14 protein-coding genes are annotated in these 17,170 nt (G+C 54.2%); 13 read left to right on the top strand and 1 reads right to left on the bottom strand.

Annotated elements, in window-relative coordinates:
• The 12 genes from pbpC to FDX24_RS13585 form a co-directional block, all read left to right on the top strand.
• Positions 1–1,726: penicillin-binding protein 1C (gene pbpC, locus FDX24_RS13530; RefSeq protein ID WP_137364467.1), on the top strand; the 1,726-nt coding region annotated here is incomplete at its 5' end.
• Positions 1,727–1,863: 137 nt separating this feature from the next.
• Entirely contained in the window at positions 1,864–2,295 is a 432-nt protein-coding gene (gene ndk / locus FDX24_RS13535) for a nucleoside-diphosphate kinase (protein WP_003037710.1), read from the top strand.
• A gap of 290 nt (positions 2,296–2,585) precedes the next feature.
• Positions 2,586–3,752, top strand: a complete 1,167-nt coding sequence (locus FDX24_RS13540) for a bifunctional tRNA (adenosine(37)-C2)-methyltransferase TrmG/ribosomal RNA large subunit methyltransferase RlmN (protein WP_003037713.1) — start codon at positions 2,586–2,588, stop codon at positions 3,750–3,752.
• Positions 3,753–4,037: 285 nt separating this feature from the next.
• The gene (rodZ, locus tag FDX24_RS13545; protein WP_137364468.1) at positions 4,038–5,030 is read left to right on the top strand and encodes a cytoskeleton protein RodZ; all 993 of its coding nucleotides are present in this window, start codon (positions 4,038–4,040) and stop codon (positions 5,028–5,030) included.
• 26 nt (positions 5,031–5,056) lie between these two features.
• On the top strand, positions 5,057–6,175 hold the full coding sequence (gene ispG, locus FDX24_RS13550) for a flavodoxin-dependent (E)-4-hydroxy-3-methylbut-2-enyl-diphosphate synthase (protein WP_040233471.1): 1,119 nt from the start codon (positions 5,057–5,059) through the stop codon (positions 6,173–6,175).
• Positions 6,176–6,285: 110 nt separating this feature from the next.
• Positions 6,286–7,560 (top strand): histidine--tRNA ligase, encoded by a 1,275-nt coding sequence (hisS, locus tag FDX24_RS13555; protein ID WP_061068334.1) that lies wholly within the window; start codon positions 6,286–6,288, stop codon positions 7,558–7,560.
• Between the two features lie 13 nt (positions 7,561–7,573).
• Positions 7,574–8,194, top strand: a complete 621-nt coding sequence (locus FDX24_RS13560) for a YfgM family protein (protein WP_005120429.1) — start codon at positions 7,574–7,576, stop codon at positions 8,192–8,194.
• 10 nt (positions 8,195–8,204) lie between these two features.
• A complete protein-coding gene (bamB, locus tag FDX24_RS13565) occupies positions 8,205–9,383 on the top strand; it encodes an outer membrane protein assembly factor BamB (RefSeq protein WP_048210928.1) in 1,179 nt (392 codons plus the stop codon).
• Between the two features lie 118 nt (positions 9,384–9,501).
• Positions 9,502–10,974 carry a ribosome biogenesis GTPase Der gene (gene der, locus FDX24_RS13570; RefSeq protein ID WP_048210929.1) on the top strand — a complete coding sequence of 491 codons (1,473 nt, stop codon included), beginning with the start codon at positions 9,502–9,504 and terminating at the stop codon, positions 10,972–10,974.
• Between the two features lie 289 nt (positions 10,975–11,263).
• A complete protein-coding gene (locus tag FDX24_RS13575) occupies positions 11,264–12,805 on the top strand; it encodes a peptide MFS transporter (protein WP_115601669.1) in 1,542 nt (513 codons plus the stop codon).
• Positions 12,806–12,868: 63 nt separating this feature from the next.
• Entirely contained in the window at positions 12,869–13,903 is a 1,035-nt protein-coding gene (locus FDX24_RS13580; protein WP_137364469.1) for a Gfo/Idh/MocA family oxidoreductase, read from the top strand.
• 52 nt (positions 13,904–13,955) lie between these two features.
• Positions 13,956–14,171: a zinc ribbon domain-containing protein gene (locus FDX24_RS13585; protein ID WP_061068331.1), complete on the top strand. Its 216-nt coding sequence runs from the start codon at positions 13,956–13,958 to the stop codon at positions 14,169–14,171.
• On the opposite strand, the gene xseA is transcribed toward FDX24_RS13585, so the two are convergent.
• On the bottom strand, positions 14,168–15,541 hold the full coding sequence (gene xseA / locus FDX24_RS13590) for an exodeoxyribonuclease VII large subunit (protein ID WP_137364470.1): 1,374 nt from the start codon (positions 15,539–15,541) through the stop codon (positions 14,168–14,170). The two genes, FDX24_RS13585 and xseA, sit on opposite strands and share 4 nt — an antisense overlap.
• A gap of 160 nt (positions 15,542–15,701) precedes the next feature.
• On the opposite strand from xseA, the gene guaB reads away from it, so the two are divergent.
• Positions 15,702–17,168 (top strand): IMP dehydrogenase, encoded by a 1,467-nt coding sequence (gene guaB / locus FDX24_RS13595; RefSeq protein ID WP_048210934.1) that lies wholly within the window; start codon positions 15,702–15,704, stop codon positions 17,166–17,168.
• Positions 17,169–17,170: the final 2 nt, after the last annotated feature.

Here is a 17,170-nt window from a genome sequence, read left to right on the forward strand (position 1 = left end):
GGCCGTGCTGCCGCAGGCACCGAGCCGCCTGCGCCCGGATCGCTGGGCGGACCGCGCTGAAGCGGCGCGTAATAAAGTGCTCGAACGTATGGCGACCCAGGGCATTTGGCCTGCCAGACAGGTGCAGGAGTCGCGTGAAGAACCGGTCTGGCTGGCGCCCCGGCAAATGCCGCAGTTAGCACCGTTATTCTCGCGCATGATGCTGGGAAAAAACCGAAGCGATAAAATCGTGACTACCCTTGATGCCGGATTGCAGCGTCAACTGGAAGAGCTGGCGCAAAACTGGAAAGGGCGCTTACCTGCGCGCAGTTCGCTGGCGATGATTGTGGTCGATCACACCGATATGAGCGTGCGTGGCTGGGTCGGCTCGGTAGATATGAATGACGACTCCCGTTTTGGTCATGTGGATATGGTGAATGCGATCCGTTCGCCGGGCTCGGTGCTAAAGCCGTTTGTTTATGGTCTCGCGCTGGATGACGGACTCATTCATCCGGCTTCATTGTTGCAGGATGTACCGCGTCGAACCGGGGATTATCGACCAGGGAATTTTGACAGTGGTTTTCATGGCCCGGTGAGTATGAGCGAAGCGCTGGTGCGCTCGCTGAATTTACCCGCCGTGCAGGTACTCGAAGCCTATGGTCCGAAGCGTTTTGCCGCATCGTTACGTAACGTTGGCTTACCGCTGTATCTTCCCGCAGGGGCCGCACCGAATCTGTCGCTGATTTTGGGCGGTGCGGGGGCAAGGCTTGAGGATATGGCGGCGGCGTACAGCGCCTTTGCCCGCCAGGGGAAAGCGGGAAAACTGCGTCTGCAGCCAGACGATCCTCTGCTGGAACGTCCGTTGATGTCGGCCGGCGCGGCGTGGATTATTCGCCGCATTATGGCTGACGAAGCGCAACCGCTGCCGGATAACGCGCTGAGCCGCGTGGTGCCGTTGGCGTGGAAAACGGGAACCAGCTATGGCTATCGCGATGCGTGGGCGATTGGTGTTAACGCCCGTTATGTGATTGGCATCTGGACCGGCAGGCCAGACGGTACGCCGGTGGTGGGACAGTTTGGTTTCGCCAGTGCCGTGCCGTTGCTCAATCAGGTCAGCAATCTTTTGCTCTCTCGCGGGACAAATGCGCCGGAAGACCCACGACCAAAATCGGTCAGTCGGGGCGTGGTGTGCTGGCCAGGCGGGCAATTTTTGCCAGACGGAGACGGCAACTGTCGTCGCCGCTTAGCGACCTGGCTACTGGACGGTAGCCAACCGCCAACGTTGTTATTGCCCGAACAGGAGGGCGTGAGTGGTATTCGTTTCCCCGTCTGGCTGGATGATGAAGGCAAGCGTGTGGCGGCGGATTGCCCGCAGGCGCACGAGCAAACGTTAATCGTCTGGCCGTTGCCGCTGGAGCCATGGCTACCGGAATCAGAACGCCGTGGGGCGAGATTACCGCCAGTTTCTGCCACATGTCCGCCGCTGGGACAAGACGCTTCGCAGCCGTTGCAGTTGACAGGCATTCGTGATGGCGCGATTGTGAAGCGTTTACCCGGTTCTGCTCAAGCCTCATTGCCGGTGCAAACCAGCGGTGGGAGCGGTGAACGCTGGTGGTTTCTTAACGGTGAACGGCTGGATGAACGCGGACGTCGTCTTACGCTACGGCTGGCGACCAAAGGGGATTATCAACTGCTGGTGATGGATGACGCCGGACAGGTGGCGGCGGTGAGATTTTCGTTGCAGTAGACCAGTTGGTCACTGTTTGTTGCTAAAATTCATCTTATTTTAAAGAAATGTTATCTTCGTCAATAGTCAATTGCCGGGATGCTCTTTATAATCCGCGCCAGGTAAACCACAACAAAACATCTTTTTCAGAGGTAATCATGGCTATTGAACGTACTTTTTCCATCATCAAACCAAACGCGGTGGCAAAAAACGTTATTGGGAGCATCTTTGCGCGCTTTGAAGCAGCAGGGTTCAAAATTGTCGGTACTAAAATGCTGCACCTGACCGTTGAGCAGGCGCGCGGCTTCTACGCCGAGCATGATGGCAAACCGTTCTTTGACGGTCTGGTTGAATTCATGACCTCTGGGCCGATTGTTGTTTCTGTGCTGGAAAGCGAAAATGCCGTACAGCGCCACCGCGATCTGCTGGGTGCAACCAACCCGGCAAATGCGCTGGCAGGTACGCTGCGCGCAGATTACGCTGACAGTTTTACTGAGAATGGCACCCATGGTTCTGACTCCGTTGAATCTGCGGCGCGTGAAATCGCCTATTTCTTTGGGGAAGGCGAGGTTTGCCCGCGCACTCGCTAATCTCCCGCGTCTTTCACGTTGCAGATGCGTTGGCTGCATTCGTTTACCCCGGTCACATAGTTTTCTATGCTCCCGGGGATGCTCGAACTTGCCGCCTTCCTGCGACGCGAAATCCTTTGGAGATGAATTAGCGATTTACATATTATTTTCGCTAATGCTTCGTGCAAACGTGGCATCCCTGCGCCAGACTTTGTACAATGCAACGCCCCGGAAGAGCAGATCGCTTGCCGGGGCGTTTCTTTTTAACCCTCCACGGGCCACAACGTGTAACAACGAGGCCGGAAAAAATTATGTCTGAATTAGTTAACACCTCTGAAGTCGTCATTCCTGCGGTTCCAAATAAAAATGGAAAAATTAACCTGCTGGATCTGAACCGTCAGCAAATGCGCGAATTCTTCAAAGAGATGGGCGAAAAACCGTTTCGTGCCGATCAGGTCATGAAGTGGATGTACCACTATTGCAGCGACAACTTTGATGACATGACTGACATCAATAAGGTGCTGCGTAACAAGCTGAAAGAAGTGGCTGAAATTCGCGCCCCGGAAGTGGTGGAAGAGCAGCGCTCCTCTGACGGTACGATCAAATGGGCCATCGCGGTTGGCGATCAGCGCGTAGAAACCGTGTATATCCCGGAAGACGATCGCGCCACCCTGTGTGTTTCTTCACAGGTCGGTTGCGCATTAGAGTGTAAATTCTGCTCTACGGCGCAGCAGGGCTTTAACCGTAACCTGCGAGTGTCGGAAATCATTGGTCAGGTCTGGCGTGCAGCGAAAATCGTCGGTGCGGTGAAGGCTACGGGCGTGCGTCCCATTACCAACGTGGTGATGATGGGAATGGGCGAGCCGCTGCTCAACCTGACCAACGTGGTGCCGGCGATGGAAATCATGCTGGACGACTTTGGTTTTGGGTTGTCCAAGCGTCGCGTCACGCTCTCCACCTCAGGCGTTGTCCCTGCGCTGGATAAACTGGGCGATATGATCGACGTTGCGCTGGCGATTTCTTTGCATGCGCCAAACGATGAAATTCGTGACGAAATTGTGCCTATCAACAAAAAGTACAATATCGAAACGTTCCTCGGGGCTGTGCGCCGCTATCTGGAGAAATCCAATGCGAATCAGGGTCGTGTAACCATTGAATATGTGATGTTAGATCACATCAACGATGGCACTGAGCATGCTCATCAGCTTGCTGAACTGCTGAAAGACACGCCGTGTAAGATCAACCTGATCCCGTGGAACCCGTTCCCGGGCGCGCCGTATGGCCGCAGTTCCAACAGCCGTATCGATCGTTTCTCCAAAGTGTTGATGAGCTATGGTTTCACCACCATCGTGCGTAAAACACGTGGCGATGACATCGATGCAGCCTGCGGTCAGCTGGCGGGCGACGTTATTGACCGTACCAAGCGTACTCTGCGTAAGCGTATGCAGGGTGATGCTATCGACATCAAGACCGTTTGATGTTGAGTGCACTACGGTATAATTCATGTACCGTAGTGTAACGTAAACCAGATGAGGTTCTTTGTTGTTGTCGTCAGGTCAATAATAACGGTGCGTTTTTGTCGACTTTAAGGCAGTATGTAACGGCGCAACAAGCGTTTAGCCCTCAGGTTTACGCTGTTTTGTCATTGATGGTCTGACGGTTTTATACTGTCTGACGAAGGTTAACTGACCAGATGTTTCGCGGTGTGGGTGAGCATTGTGGCTCGCCGGCATCAGAACCCAAATATTACGCAGCTGTAGCGAATGAATACTGAAGCCACGCACGACAAAAATGAAGCACTCTCCACCGGCGTTCGTCTGCGCAATGCCCGTGAACAACTCGGATTCAGCCAACAGGTGGTCGCGGAACGACTCTGCCTGAAGGTTTCCACGGTACGCGATATTGAAGAAGATAAGGCACCAGCCGATCTCGCTTCAACATTCCTGCGCGGGTATATCCGTTCTTATGCGCGTCTGGTGCATATTCCTGAAGAAGAACTGTTGCCAGGGCTGGAAAAACAGGCTCCGATTCGTCCTGCCAACGTCGCACCGATGCAAAGTTTTTCGCTCGGTAAGCGTCGTAAGAAACGCGACGGCTGGCTAATGACCTTTACCTGGCTGGTACTGTTTGTCGTTGTCGGACTGACCGGCGCCTGGTGGTGGCAGAACCATAAAGCGCAGCAGGAAGAGATCACCACCATGGCCGATCAATCTTCCGCTGAACTGAATGCTGGTAAAGATAACGCACAGAGTGTGCCGCTGGATACCAGCGCCTCTGCAAGCCAGGACAGTACACCGGCTCCGGATGATGGCGCAGTGGCTGATGCCGCTCAAACGCCGGATACCGCAGCGACTCCGGCTCCTGGCGCAGATCAAAACGCCGTTGTGGCTCCGTCTCAGGCCAATGTTGATACTGCAGCGACCACACCCACTGCACCGGCGACAGCGGCACCGCTGCCGACTGACCAGGCTGGCGTCACTACACCGGCTGGCGATCCTAACGCGCTGGTGATGAATTTCACCGCTGATTGCTGGCTGGAAGTGACCGACGCAACCGGTAAAAAACTGTTCAGCGGCATGCAGCGTAAAGATGGCAATCTGAATCTGGTCGGTCAGGCGCCATATAAACTGAAAATTGGCGCTCCGGCGGCAGTGCAGATTCAGTTCCAGGGTAAACCTGTCGACCTGAGTCGTTTTATCAGAACTAACCAGGTTGCGCGTCTGACCGTTAATGCCGAACAATCATCGGCTCAGTAACAGACGGCAATGCGGGAGATTTTTTAATGCATAACCAGGCTCCAATTCAACGTAGAAAATCGACACGCATTTACGTTGGGAACGTGCCGATCGGCGATGGCGCGCCCATCGCCGTACAGTCGATGACCAATACGCGTACCACAGATGTGGAAGCGACGGTTAATCAGATTAAAGCGCTGGAACGCGTAGGCGCAGACATTGTTCGTGTCTCTGTACCGACAATGGATGCCGCAGAAGCGTTCAAGCTTATCAAACAGCAGGTTAACGTCCCGCTGGTTGCCGATATTCACTTCGACTATCGTATCGCGCTGAAGGTGGCGGAATACGGCGTTGATTGCCTGCGTATCAACCCAGGTAATATCGGTAATGAAGAGCGTATTCGCATGGTGGTGGACTGCGCTCGTGATAAAAACATTCCTATCCGCATCGGCGTCAACGCCGGATCGCTGGAAAAAGATCTGCAGGAAAAATACGGTGAACCGACGCCGCAAGCGCTGCTGGAGTCCGCTATGCGCCATGTGGATCATCTCGATCGTCTGAACTTCGATCAATTCAAAGTCAGCGTTAAAGCGTCTGATGTTTTCCTTGCCGTAGAATCCTATCGCCTGCTGGCGAAACAGATCGATCAACCGCTGCACCTGGGGATCACCGAAGCCGGTGGCCTGCGTAGTGGCTCGGTAAAATCCGCGATCGGTTTAGGATTGCTGCTGTCTGAAGGGATCGGCGATACGCTGCGCGTTTCTCTGGCGGCCGATCCGGTAGAAGAGATCAAAGTTGGCTTCGACATCCTGAAATCGCTGCGCATTCGTGCGCGTGGCATCAACTTTATCGCTTGCCCAACCTGCTCGCGTCAGGAGTTTGACGTTATCGGTACAGTGAACGCGCTGGAGCAACGTCTGGAAGATATTATTACGCCAATGGACGTTTCGATCATCGGTTGTGTGGTAAACGGCCCTGGCGAAGCACTGGTTTCCACGCTGGGCGTGACGGGCGGCAACAAGAAAAGCGGCCTGTATGAAGACGGCGTGCGTAAGGACCGACTCGATAACGACGACATGATTACGCAGCTCGAAGCCCGTATTCGCGCCAAAGCGAGTATTCTGGACGAAGCGCGACGCATTGACGTGCAGCAGCTTGAAAAATAATAACGTGATGGGAAGCGGCGTGCTTCCCGTGTATGATTGAACCCGCATGGCGCCCGTATTATCCGGGTTAGCGCTGAGGGTTCATTTTTATATCCATAAAGAGAATAAACGTGGCAAAAAACATTCAAGCCATTCGCGGCATGAACGATTATCTGCCTGGCGAAACCGCCATCTGGCAGCGCATTGAAGGCACTCTTAAAAACGTGCTCGGCAGCTACGGTTACAGTGAAATCCGCTTGCCGATTGTAGAGCAGACCCCGTTATTCAAACGCGCGATCGGTGAAGTCACCGACGTCGTTGAAAAAGAGATGTATACCTTTGAGGACCGCAATGGCGACAGCCTGACCCTGCGTCCTGAAGGCACTGCGGGCTGCGTACGCGCCGGCATCGAACATGGTCTCCTGTACAATCAGGAACAGCGTCTGTGGTATATCGGGCCGATGTTCCGCCACGAACGTCCGCAAAAAGGGCGCTATCGTCAATTCCATCAGTTGGGTTGCGAAGTGTTTGGCCTGCAAGGCCCGGACATCGATGCTGAACTCATTCTGCTGACCGCCCGCTGGTGGCGTGCGCTGGGGATTTCTCAGCATGTCAGCCTTGAGCTGAACTCCATTGGGTCGCTTGAAGCCCGTGCGAACTACCGTGATGCGCTGGTCGCTTATCTGGAACAGTATAAAGATAAACTGGACGAAGACTGTAAGCGGCGCATGTACACCAACCCGCTGCGCGTTCTTGACTCCAAAAACCCGGAAGTACAGGCGCTGTTGAACGACGCGCCTGCGCTGGGCGACTATCTGGATGACGACTCGCGCGAGCATTTTGCGGGCTTGTGCAAACTGCTGGAATCCGCAGGTATTGCCTACACCGTCAATCAGCGTCTGGTTCGTGGTCTTGATTACTACAACCGCACCGTATTTGAGTGGGTCACCACCAGCCTGGGCTCACAGGGTACCGTCTGTGCAGGTGGCCGTTATGACGGTCTGGTAGAGCAACTTGGCGGTCGCGCAACTCCGGCCGTAGGCTTTGCCATGGGCCTGGAACGACTTGTTTTGTTAGTTCAGGCAGTTAATCCGGAATTTAACGCCGATCCTGTTGTCGATATATACCTGGTCGCTTCGGGGGCAGACACGCAGTCGGCGGCAATGCGGCTTGCAGAACGTCTGCGCGATGAAGTTCCTGGTGTGAAACTGATGACAAACCACGGCGGCGGCAATTTTAAGAAACAGTTTGCCCGCGCCGATAAGTGGGGCGCCCGCGTTGCACTGGTACTGGGTGAGTCCGAAGTGGCTGACGGTACCGTTGTAGTGAAGGATTTGCGCTCTGGTGAGCAAACGGCAGTAGCGCAGGATAGCGTTGCCACGCATTTGCGCACTCTACTGGGCTAAGGAGAAGGACAGCGTGGAAATTTACGAGAACGAACACGACCAGGTTGATGCGGTAAAACGCTTCTTTGCTGAAAACGGCAAAGCGCTGGTTGTTGGGGTAATTTTAGGGGTTGGCGCGCTGGTCGGCTGGCGTTACTGGACCAGTCATCAGACGGAGTCCGCACGCTCTGCTTCTCTGGCGTATCAAAATACGGTGACTGCGGTTAGCGCAGGTAAGCCTGATAGCATTCCTGCCGCAGAGAAATTTGCCGCAGAGAACAAAAATACTTACGGCGCATTAGCGTCAATGGAACTGGCACAGCAGTTTGTTGACCAAAACGAACTAGAGAAAGCCGCGGCCCAGTTACAACAAGGCCTGGCTGCCACCAGCGATGAGAATCTCAAAGCGGTGCTTAATCTGCGTCTTGCTCGTGTTCAGGTTCAGCTTAAGCAGGCTGATACCGCGCTGAAAACACTCGATACCATTAAAGGTGAAGGGTGGGCGGCAATTGTGGCCGATCTGCGTGGTGAAGCGTTGCTGAGCAAAGGCGACAAACAAGGTGCGCGTAGCGCATGGGAAGCGGGTGTGAAAAGCGATGCCTCTCCTGCTCTGAGCGAAATGATGCAGATGAAAATCAATAATTTGTCCATCTGAGAGGGACCCGATGCAATTGCGTAAATTACTTCTGCCAGGGCTGCTTTCCGTTACCCTATTGAGCGGTTGTTCACTGTTTAGTGGCGAAGAAGATGTCGTTAAGATGTCCCCGTTACCGGTGGTTGAAAACCAGTTTACTCCGTCTACTGCCTGGAGCACTTCTGTAGGCAACGGTATTGGTGATTTCTACTCCAACCTTCATCCTGCACTGGCGGATAACGTGGTCTATGCTGCCTCTCGCGCCGGTGTGGTGAAAGCGCTGAACGCAGACGACGGCAAAGAAGTCTGGTCTGTTAATCTGGGTGAGAAAGACGGCTGGTTCTCCCGTGCATCTGCTCAGCTTTCTGGCGGAGTTACCGTGTCCGGCGGCCATGTTTATATTGGCAGCGAAAAAGCACAAGTTTATGCGCTGAACACCAGCGACGGCACAACCGCATGGCAGACGAAAGTTGCCGGGGAAGCGCTGTCTCGCCCGGTGGTGAGCGATGGCATGGTGTTAATCCACACCAGCAACGGCCAGTTGCAGGCCTTGAACGAAGCTGACGGCGCCATCAAATGGACCGTTAACCTCGATATGCCTTCTCTGTCACTGCGCGGCGAATCTGCTCCAGCGACCGCCTTTGGCGCAGCTATTGTGGGTGGCGATAATGGTCGCGTAAGTGCCGTACTGATGCAGCAGGGCCAGATGATTTGGCAGCAGCGTATCTCTCAGGCCACTGGCCCAACCGAAATCGATCGTCTGAGTGATGTCGATACCACGCCGGTTATCGTCAATGGCGTAGTTTACGCACTGGCTTATAATGGTAACCTGACGGCGCTGGATCTGCGCAGTGGCCAGATCATGTGGAAACGTGAGCTCGGCTCGGTGAATGATTTCATCGTCGATGGTAATCGTATCTATCTGGTTGATCAGAATGACCGTGTGCTGGCGCTGACCACCGACGGCGGCGTGACGCTGTGGACGCAAAGCGATCTGCTGCACCGTCTGCTGACGTCTCCGGCTCTGTATAACGGTAACCTGGTCGTAGGCGATAGCGAAGGCTACCTGCACTGGATTAACGTTGAAGATGGTCGCTTTGTCGCTCAGCAGAAAGTCGATAGCTCAGGTTTCCTGACCGAGCCGGTCGCTGCTGATGGTAAACTGCTGATCCAGGCGAAAGACGGTACGCTGTACTCCATTACGCGTTAATCGTCCTGGCCGCTCGCTTTGAAAAACGGCTCCTGGTGCAGGGGCCGTTTTACTGTTTTTAACAATGGCGCAAAAATAGCGTCCGTTGTCTGATGATTTTTTAAATGAGGCTTTAAACATGGTACCTGTGGTCGCGCTTGTCGGGCGCCCTAACGTTGGCAAATCCACGTTATTTAACCGTCTAACTCGCACCCGAGATGCGCTGGTTGCGGATTTCCCGGGTCTGACTCGTGACCGTAAGTACGGTCGTGCGGAAATTGAAGGCCGCGAGTTTATCTGCATTGATACTGGTGGTATTGATGGCACCGAAGACGGTGTTGAAACCCGAATGGCTGAGCAGTCGTTGCTGGCTATCGAAGAAGCGGACGTTGTGCTGTTTATGGTGGATGCGCGTGCTGGTCTGATGCCGGCAGATGAAGCCATTGCCAAGCATCTGCGTGCGCGCCAGAAACCAACCTTCCTTGTTGCCAACAAAACTGACGGACTCGATCCGGATCAGGCTGTTGTCGATTTCTATTCACTGGGGCTGGGCGAAATTTACCCCATCGCGGCGTCCCATGGTCGCGGCGTCCTCAGCCTGCTGGAGCATGTTCTGCTGCCGTGGATGGATGATATCGCACCGCAGGAAGAAGTGGATGAAGATGCGGAATACTGGGCGAAACTGGAAGCCGAGGAAAACGGCGAAGAAGAGCCTGAAGACGACTTCAATCCGCAGGATCTGCCGATCAAACTGGCGATTGTCGGGCGCCCGAACGTAGGTAAGTCTACACTGACTAACCGTATTCTTGGCGAAGACCGCGTGGTGGTTTACGACATGCCGGGGACCACGCGTGACAGTATTTATATCCCAATGCAGCGTGATGAGCGCGAATATGTGCTGATTGACACTGCGGGTGTACGTAAGCGCGGTAAAATTACCGAAGCGGTAGAAAAATTCTCCGTAATCAAAACGTTGCAGGCAATTGAAGATGCCAACGTGGTGATGCTGGTGATTGACGCTCGCGAAGGGATCTCCGATCAGGACCTCTCGCTGTTGGGCTTTATCCTCAATAGTGGGCGCTCACTTGTTATCGTCGTCAACAAGTGGGATGGCCTGACGCAGGAAGTGAAAGAACAGGTAAAAGAGACACTGGACTTCCGTCTGGGCTTTATCGACTTTGCCCGTGTTCACTTTATCTCCGCGCTGCACGGCAGCGGTGTAGGTAACCTGTTCGAATCCGTGCGCGAAGCGTATGACAGCTCAACCCGTCGCGTCAGCACCGCGATGCTGACTCGCATCATGACCATGGCAGTAGAAGATCATCAGCCGCCGCTGGTGCGTGGTCGCCGTGTGAAGCTTAAGTACGCACACGCCGGTGGTTATAACCCGCCGATTGTGGTGATCCACGGTAACCAGGTGAAAGACCTGCCGGATTCATACAAGCGCTATCTGATGAACTACTTCCGCAAATCACTGGAAGTCATGGGTACACCAATCCGTATTCAGTTCAAGGAAGGGGAAAACCCGTTTGCCAACAAACGTAATACACTGACACCAACGCAGATGCGTAAGCGTAAGCGTTTGATTAAGCACATCAAAAAAAGTAAGTAACCTTGCTGATGGCGATAGAGGCCCGCGTAAATCGCGGGCTTTTTTTTCGCCTGTACCTGTCTGTTTGCTGTCAATGACTATTCGCTTTTTACCAAGTTTAAATCTAAGAAAGTAGACAATTGTCGAATTTTCATCTTAAAGTCACCCGGTTGGTACTAGACAAAACTACTGTCAGGTTATAAAATGGTTAAATAACTCTTCGCCGTATGTAAAAAATCGACCAGCTACGTAACTGGCCGGCGTACATCACGGTGTTTACAAGCACACGACATATCTTTTCGGGAGAATTATGCAATCCTCTGTTAATCAAAAAGAAAGCCGAACTTTCTTCGGTCATCCTTATCCGCTCGGCTCATTGTTCTTTACTGAGATGTGGGAGCGTTTTTCGTTTTATGGCATTCGTCCGTTACTGATCCTGTTTATGGCGGCTACCGTTTATGACGGCGGTATGGGGCTGGCGCGTGAAAATGCCTCGGCGATTGTCGGTATCTTTGCCGGTACGATGTATCTTGCCGCGTTGCCGGGTGGCTGGCTGGCGGATAACTGGCTCGGCCAACAAAAGGCGGTATGGTATGGCTCCATCCTGATTGCGCTTGGTCACCTGTCGATTGCGCTCTCGGCCATCATGGGTGACAACCTGTTCTTTATCGGCCTGATGTTTATCGTGCTCGGCTCTGGTCTGTTCAAGACCTGTATCTCGGTGATGGTCGGCACGCTGTATAAAAAAGGCGATGCGCGTCGTGATGGCGGTTTCTCGCTGTTCTATATGGGCATCAACATGGGCTCCTTCATCGCGCCGTTGATCTCCGGGTGGCTGATTAAATCTCATGGCTGGCATTGGGGTTTTGGAATCGGTGGCATCGGGATGTTGGTCGCGTTAATTATCTTCCGCGTATTTGCTGTTCCGGCGATGAAACGCTACGACAGCGAAGTCGGGCTGGACTCTACCTGGAACAGCCCGGTTGTGAAGCGTAACGGTGTGGGCACGTGGCTGCTGGCGCTGGCAGTTGGTGTAGCAATTGTTGTTACCCTGATTGCGCAGGGCGTGATTGTGATTAACCCGGTCGCGGTAGCCAGCGTGCTGGTGTATGTGATTGCGGCATCCGTAGCCCTCTACTTCATCTACCTGTTTGTCTTTGCGGGGCTGAACCGTAAAGAGCGCGCCAGACTGTTGGTCTGCTTTATTCTGCTGGTTTCCGCGGCCTTCTTCTGGTCGGCATTTGAGCAAAAACCAACGTCGTTTAACCTGTTCGCTAACGACTACACTAATCGTATGATCGGCGATTTTGAAATCCCGGCAGTCTGGTTCCAGTCGATCAACGCGCTGTTTATCATCTTGCTGGCACCAGTGTTCAGCTGGGCGTGGCCGAAGCTTGCCAGCATGAACATTCGCCCGAGCAGTATCACCAAGTTCGTTATCGGTATTCTGTGTGCCGCAGCGGGTTTTGGCCTGATGATGCTGGCAGCGCAAAACGTGCTGAATAATGGTGGTGCAGGCGTTTCGCCATTCTGGCTGGTGGGTAGTATTCTGATGCTGACGCTTGGCGAACTGTGTCTGAGCCCGATTGGTCTGGCAACCATGACGCTGCTGGCGCCGGAAAGAATGCGTGGACAGATGATGGGTCTGTGGTTCTGCGCCAGTGCGCTGGGTAACCTGGCCGCGGGTCTGATTGGTGGCCATGTGAAGGCTGACCAACTGGATATGCTGCCGGATCTCTTCGCGCGCTGTTCGATTGCGCTGCTGATCTGCGCTGCAGTACTGATCGTCCTCATTGTTCCGATTCGTCGCATGCTGGAGAATACACAAACTAAACCGGTGACCAGCGCCTGATAACACTTCGATTGTGCCGGGGCAGACGTTATGTCCCGGCCATTTAATTTTCGAGGTAAGAACATGCTGTTTGGGTTTGTTGGACTTGGCGCAGTCGTTGAAACGGCATACTTGCCTGCATTACGTAACATGTTCGGTGATTCACTACGCTGCGTGGGATTTGACGTTCAACCCACAAAACAGCCAGCAGGCGTGACGCGTTGTACGTCGCTCGAAGAGCTGCTTACTCAGCCTCTTGATACCCTGTTTATCACGACCGCATCCCTACATCACCTTGAGGTGCTTGAACAATCCCTGGCCTCTCCCATTGCACGTATCGTGGTTGAAAAACCTATTGTCGCCACGCTTTCCCAAATTGAAAAACTGAAAATGCTGCTGGTTCAACCCGGCGTTGCTGATCGCGTGCTGGCGCTAGACCACTGGATGGCGCGCATCGAAACGGTGAAGCGAGGGTTGGTCAGCACTTTTGCCGAGATTGTGAAAATCGAAGGTTTCTTGCAGGAGCCAAGCGGGTTTAACACCGCAGGGGAGCCGATAGCGCTTAACTTTGCCACCGGTGAACCGGACACGCGTGAACTTCGCCACCCGGATGGCGTGATTCTGGATATCGGTACGCACGTGTTAGCAATGCTGCGGGAAACGGTACGGTATCTGGGAGGGAATAATGAGATGGTGCTGCGGTTAGTGAGTGCTAAAGACCGTCTGGGGCGTGATATCCCCCAGAGTGACCTGACCACGGCAGAGGGTGAAGCTCATCTTCAGGGGCAGATTAGCGGCATTCCACTGGATATCTGGCTGAATAAGTACGCGGGTCCAACTGGTGGGCAAAAAGGTCTGCGGCTTTATCTGCGTGACGGACGTATTATCAGCCATGACCGATGCGGTACAGAAGATGTACTGGAAGTGATTGACGGTGATGCTGTGCGTCGCTGGAAGCTTCCTGGCACGATTTATGCCCATTGTCTGGCGGAACATATTCTGGGGGCGCAAAGTCTGTTTGAACGCAACCCACAGGAGGTGAGGCGCACAACGCAGCGCAGACTGGAGGAGGTTGAACGATTACTCACCTTGCAGCAACAGCTGCGTGGCCCACACTAAGCGTATCGTGGTAAAATTAGCGCAGAGCCGAACGCCCTTTATAGGAGTCATCATGTCAATGAACTGCCCGGAATGTCACGCAGAACTGGAACAGCAAAACGGTGTGGCGCACTGTGAAAACTGCAAAAAAGATATTCCGTTAGAAGCGCGCTGTCCGGAGTGCCATCTGCCACTGCAAGTGTTAAAAGCCTGCGGCGCAGTGGATTATTTCTGTCAGAACGGTCATGGCCTTATCTCGAAAAAACGCGTGGAGTTTGCGCCGGTTTAATCCGGCTTTTTTTTACGCGTTTTCTTTGCCGCCGTTACGCCTTTCACTTCGCTCTCTACCCAGCCATCTGACAGTCGGGTGGTGAGCACATCACCGGCCTTCACTTGTTTGGTTTGCTTCAGCACTTTGCCGTCTGTCGCGGTAGTGACGCTATAACCACGTGCCAGCGTTGCCAGCGGGCTGACGGCTTCCAGATGCGTGACCGCATTGCCGAAACGTTCGCGTTGCTGGCTGACGCGCGAGCGAATATTTTCCGCCAGTCGGTATTCCAGTTGCTGAATACGTGTTTGCGCGCGGTGAATACGCGGCTGCGGGGTTTGCTGATTCAGACGCTGCAGCATGCGCTGTTGACGCTGATTTGCCTGTTTAATCTTATTCTCAAGAGCGGCGTTCATTCTCTGACTTAGTCTTTCCAGCACGGTCTGCTGACGGGCCAGACGCAGCTGCGGATGCTGCTGTTGCAAGCGGTGATTAAGCAGGGTAAATCGGCGAGTTCGGTTGGCGAGATAGTAGTCCATCGCCATTTCCAGACGTTGCTGACCCTGTTGAATTTGACGCAGCAGTTCAAGCTGATTGCGGCTGACAATTTCGGCCGCCGCAGATGGCGTTGGCGCGCGCAGGTCGCCGACAAAATCGGCAATGGTCACATCGGTTTCATGGCCGACGGCACTCACCACCGGAATACGGCTGGCAAATATCGCCCGTGCTACACGCTCGTCGTTAAAGCTCCACAAATCTTCCAGCGAACCGCCGCCGCGCCCGACGATTAATACGTCACACTCGCCCCGCGCGTTCGCCAGCGCAATGGCGCGCACAATCTGTCCCGGCGCATCGTCGCCCTGGACGGCGGTTGGGTAGATAATCACGGGCAGGGAAGGGTCACGACGCTTCAGCACGTGGAGAATATCATGCAGCGCGGCGCCGGTTTTCGAGGTGATGACCCCAACGCAGTGCGCAGGTGAGGGGAGCTGCTGTTTGAACTGTTGGTCAAAGAGGCCTTCGGCCTGGAGCTTCGCCTTCAGTTGCTCGTATTTCTGCTGCAACAACCCTTCGCCAGCTGGCTGCATGCTCTCGACGATTATCTGGTAGTCCCCACGCGGCTCATACAATGTAATGTTGGCGCGTACCAGTACCTGCTGCCCGTGCTGTGGGCGGAACGTTACCCGGCGGTTGCTGTTGCGAAACATCGCGCAGCGAACCTGAGCGGTGTCATCTTTGAGCGTGAAGTACCAATGACCCGAGGACGGCTGAGTGAAATTGGAGATTTCACCGCTGATCCACACTTGCCCCATTTCCTGCTCAAGCAGCAAACGAACCGTCTGATTCAGGCGGCTTACGGTAAAAATTGAGGTGGTCTGAGAGGATAACATGTGAGCGGGATCAAATTCTAAATCAGCAGGTTATTCAGTCGAAAGTAACATGCTCACAGAGGAGCGCAAGGTTTTTTTGCAAAAAAGTGTGGATGCAATCGGTTACGCTCTGTATAATGCCGCGGCAATATTTAATAACCTCCCAGGTGAGATATTGCCCATGCTACGTATCGCAAAAGAAGCCCTGACGTTTGACGACGTCCTCCTCGTTCCCGCTCATTCTACCGTTCTGCCGAATACTGCTGATCTTAGCACCCAGTTGACGAAAACCATTCGCCTGAACATTCCTATGCTCTCCGCGGCAATGGACACCGTGACGGAAGCGCGCCTGGCAATTGCCCTGGCCCAGGAAGGCGGCATCGGTTTTATCCACAAAAACATGTCCATCGAGCGCCAGGCCGAAGAAGTTAAACGTGTGAAAAAACACGAATCTGGCGTGGTGACCGACCCGCAGACCGTTCTGCCAACCACCACGCTGCGCGAAGTGAAAGAACTGACCGAGCGTAACGGTTTTGCAGGCTACCCGGTTGTGACTGAAGATAACGAACTGGTCGGCATCATCACCGGTCGTGACGTACGTTTTGTGACCGATCTCAGCCAGCCAGTGAGCGTTTACATGACGCCGAAAGAGCGTCTGGTGACCGTTCGCGAAGGCGAAGCGCGCGATGTCGTGTTTGCCAAAATGCACGAAAAACGCGTTGAGAAAGCGCTGGTTGTTGATGACAGCTTCCACCTGCTCGGCATGATCACGGTTAAAGATTTCCAGAAAGCGGAACGTAAACCTAACGCCTGTAAAGACGAGCATGGTCGTCTGCGCGTTGGCGCTGCTGTCGGTGCGGGTGCAGGTAACGAAGAGCGCGTTGATGCGCTGGTTGCCGCGGGCGTTGACGTACTGCTGATTGACTCCTCTCACGGTCACTCTGAAGGCGTACTGCAGCGTATTCGTGAAACTCGCGCTAAATATCCTGATCTGCAGATCATCGGTGGTAACGTGGCAACTGGCGCTGGTGCTCGCGCACTGGCGGAAGCCGGTTGCAGCGCGGTGAAAGTCGGTATCGGCCCAGGCTCCATCTGTACTACCCGTATCGTTACCGGCGTAGGTGTACCGCAGATCACCGCTGTTTCTGACGCGGTTGCAGCGCTGGAAGGCACCGGTATTCCGGTTATCGCCGATGGTGGTATTCGTTTCTCCGGCGACATCGCGAAAGCGATTGCTGCAGGTGCTGCTGCAGTCATGGTTGGCTCCATGCTGGCGGGTACCGAAGAATCCCCGGGTGAAATCGAACTGTACCAGGGCCGTTCTTACAAATCATACCGCGGTATGGGCTCTCTGGGCGCGATGTCCAAAGGCTCCTCCGACCGTTACTTCCAGAGCGATAACGCCGCCGACAAACTGGTCCCGGAAGGTATCGAAGGCCGCGTGGCGTATAAAGGTCGCCTGAAAGAGATCATTCACCAGCAGATGGGCGGGCTGCGCTCCTGTATGGGGCTGACCGGCTGTGGTACTATCGACGCGCTGCGTACTCAGGCTGAATTTGTCCGTATCAGCGGTGCGGGTATTCAGGAAAGTCACGTTCACGATGTGACCATCACCAAAGAGTCCCCTAACTACCGCATGGGCTCCTGATA

It is taken from the genome of Citrobacter sp. wls716, from assembly GCF_005280975.1.
GTDB classification, from domain to species: Bacteria; Pseudomonadota; Gammaproteobacteria; order Enterobacterales; family Enterobacteriaceae; genus Citrobacter; species Citrobacter youngae.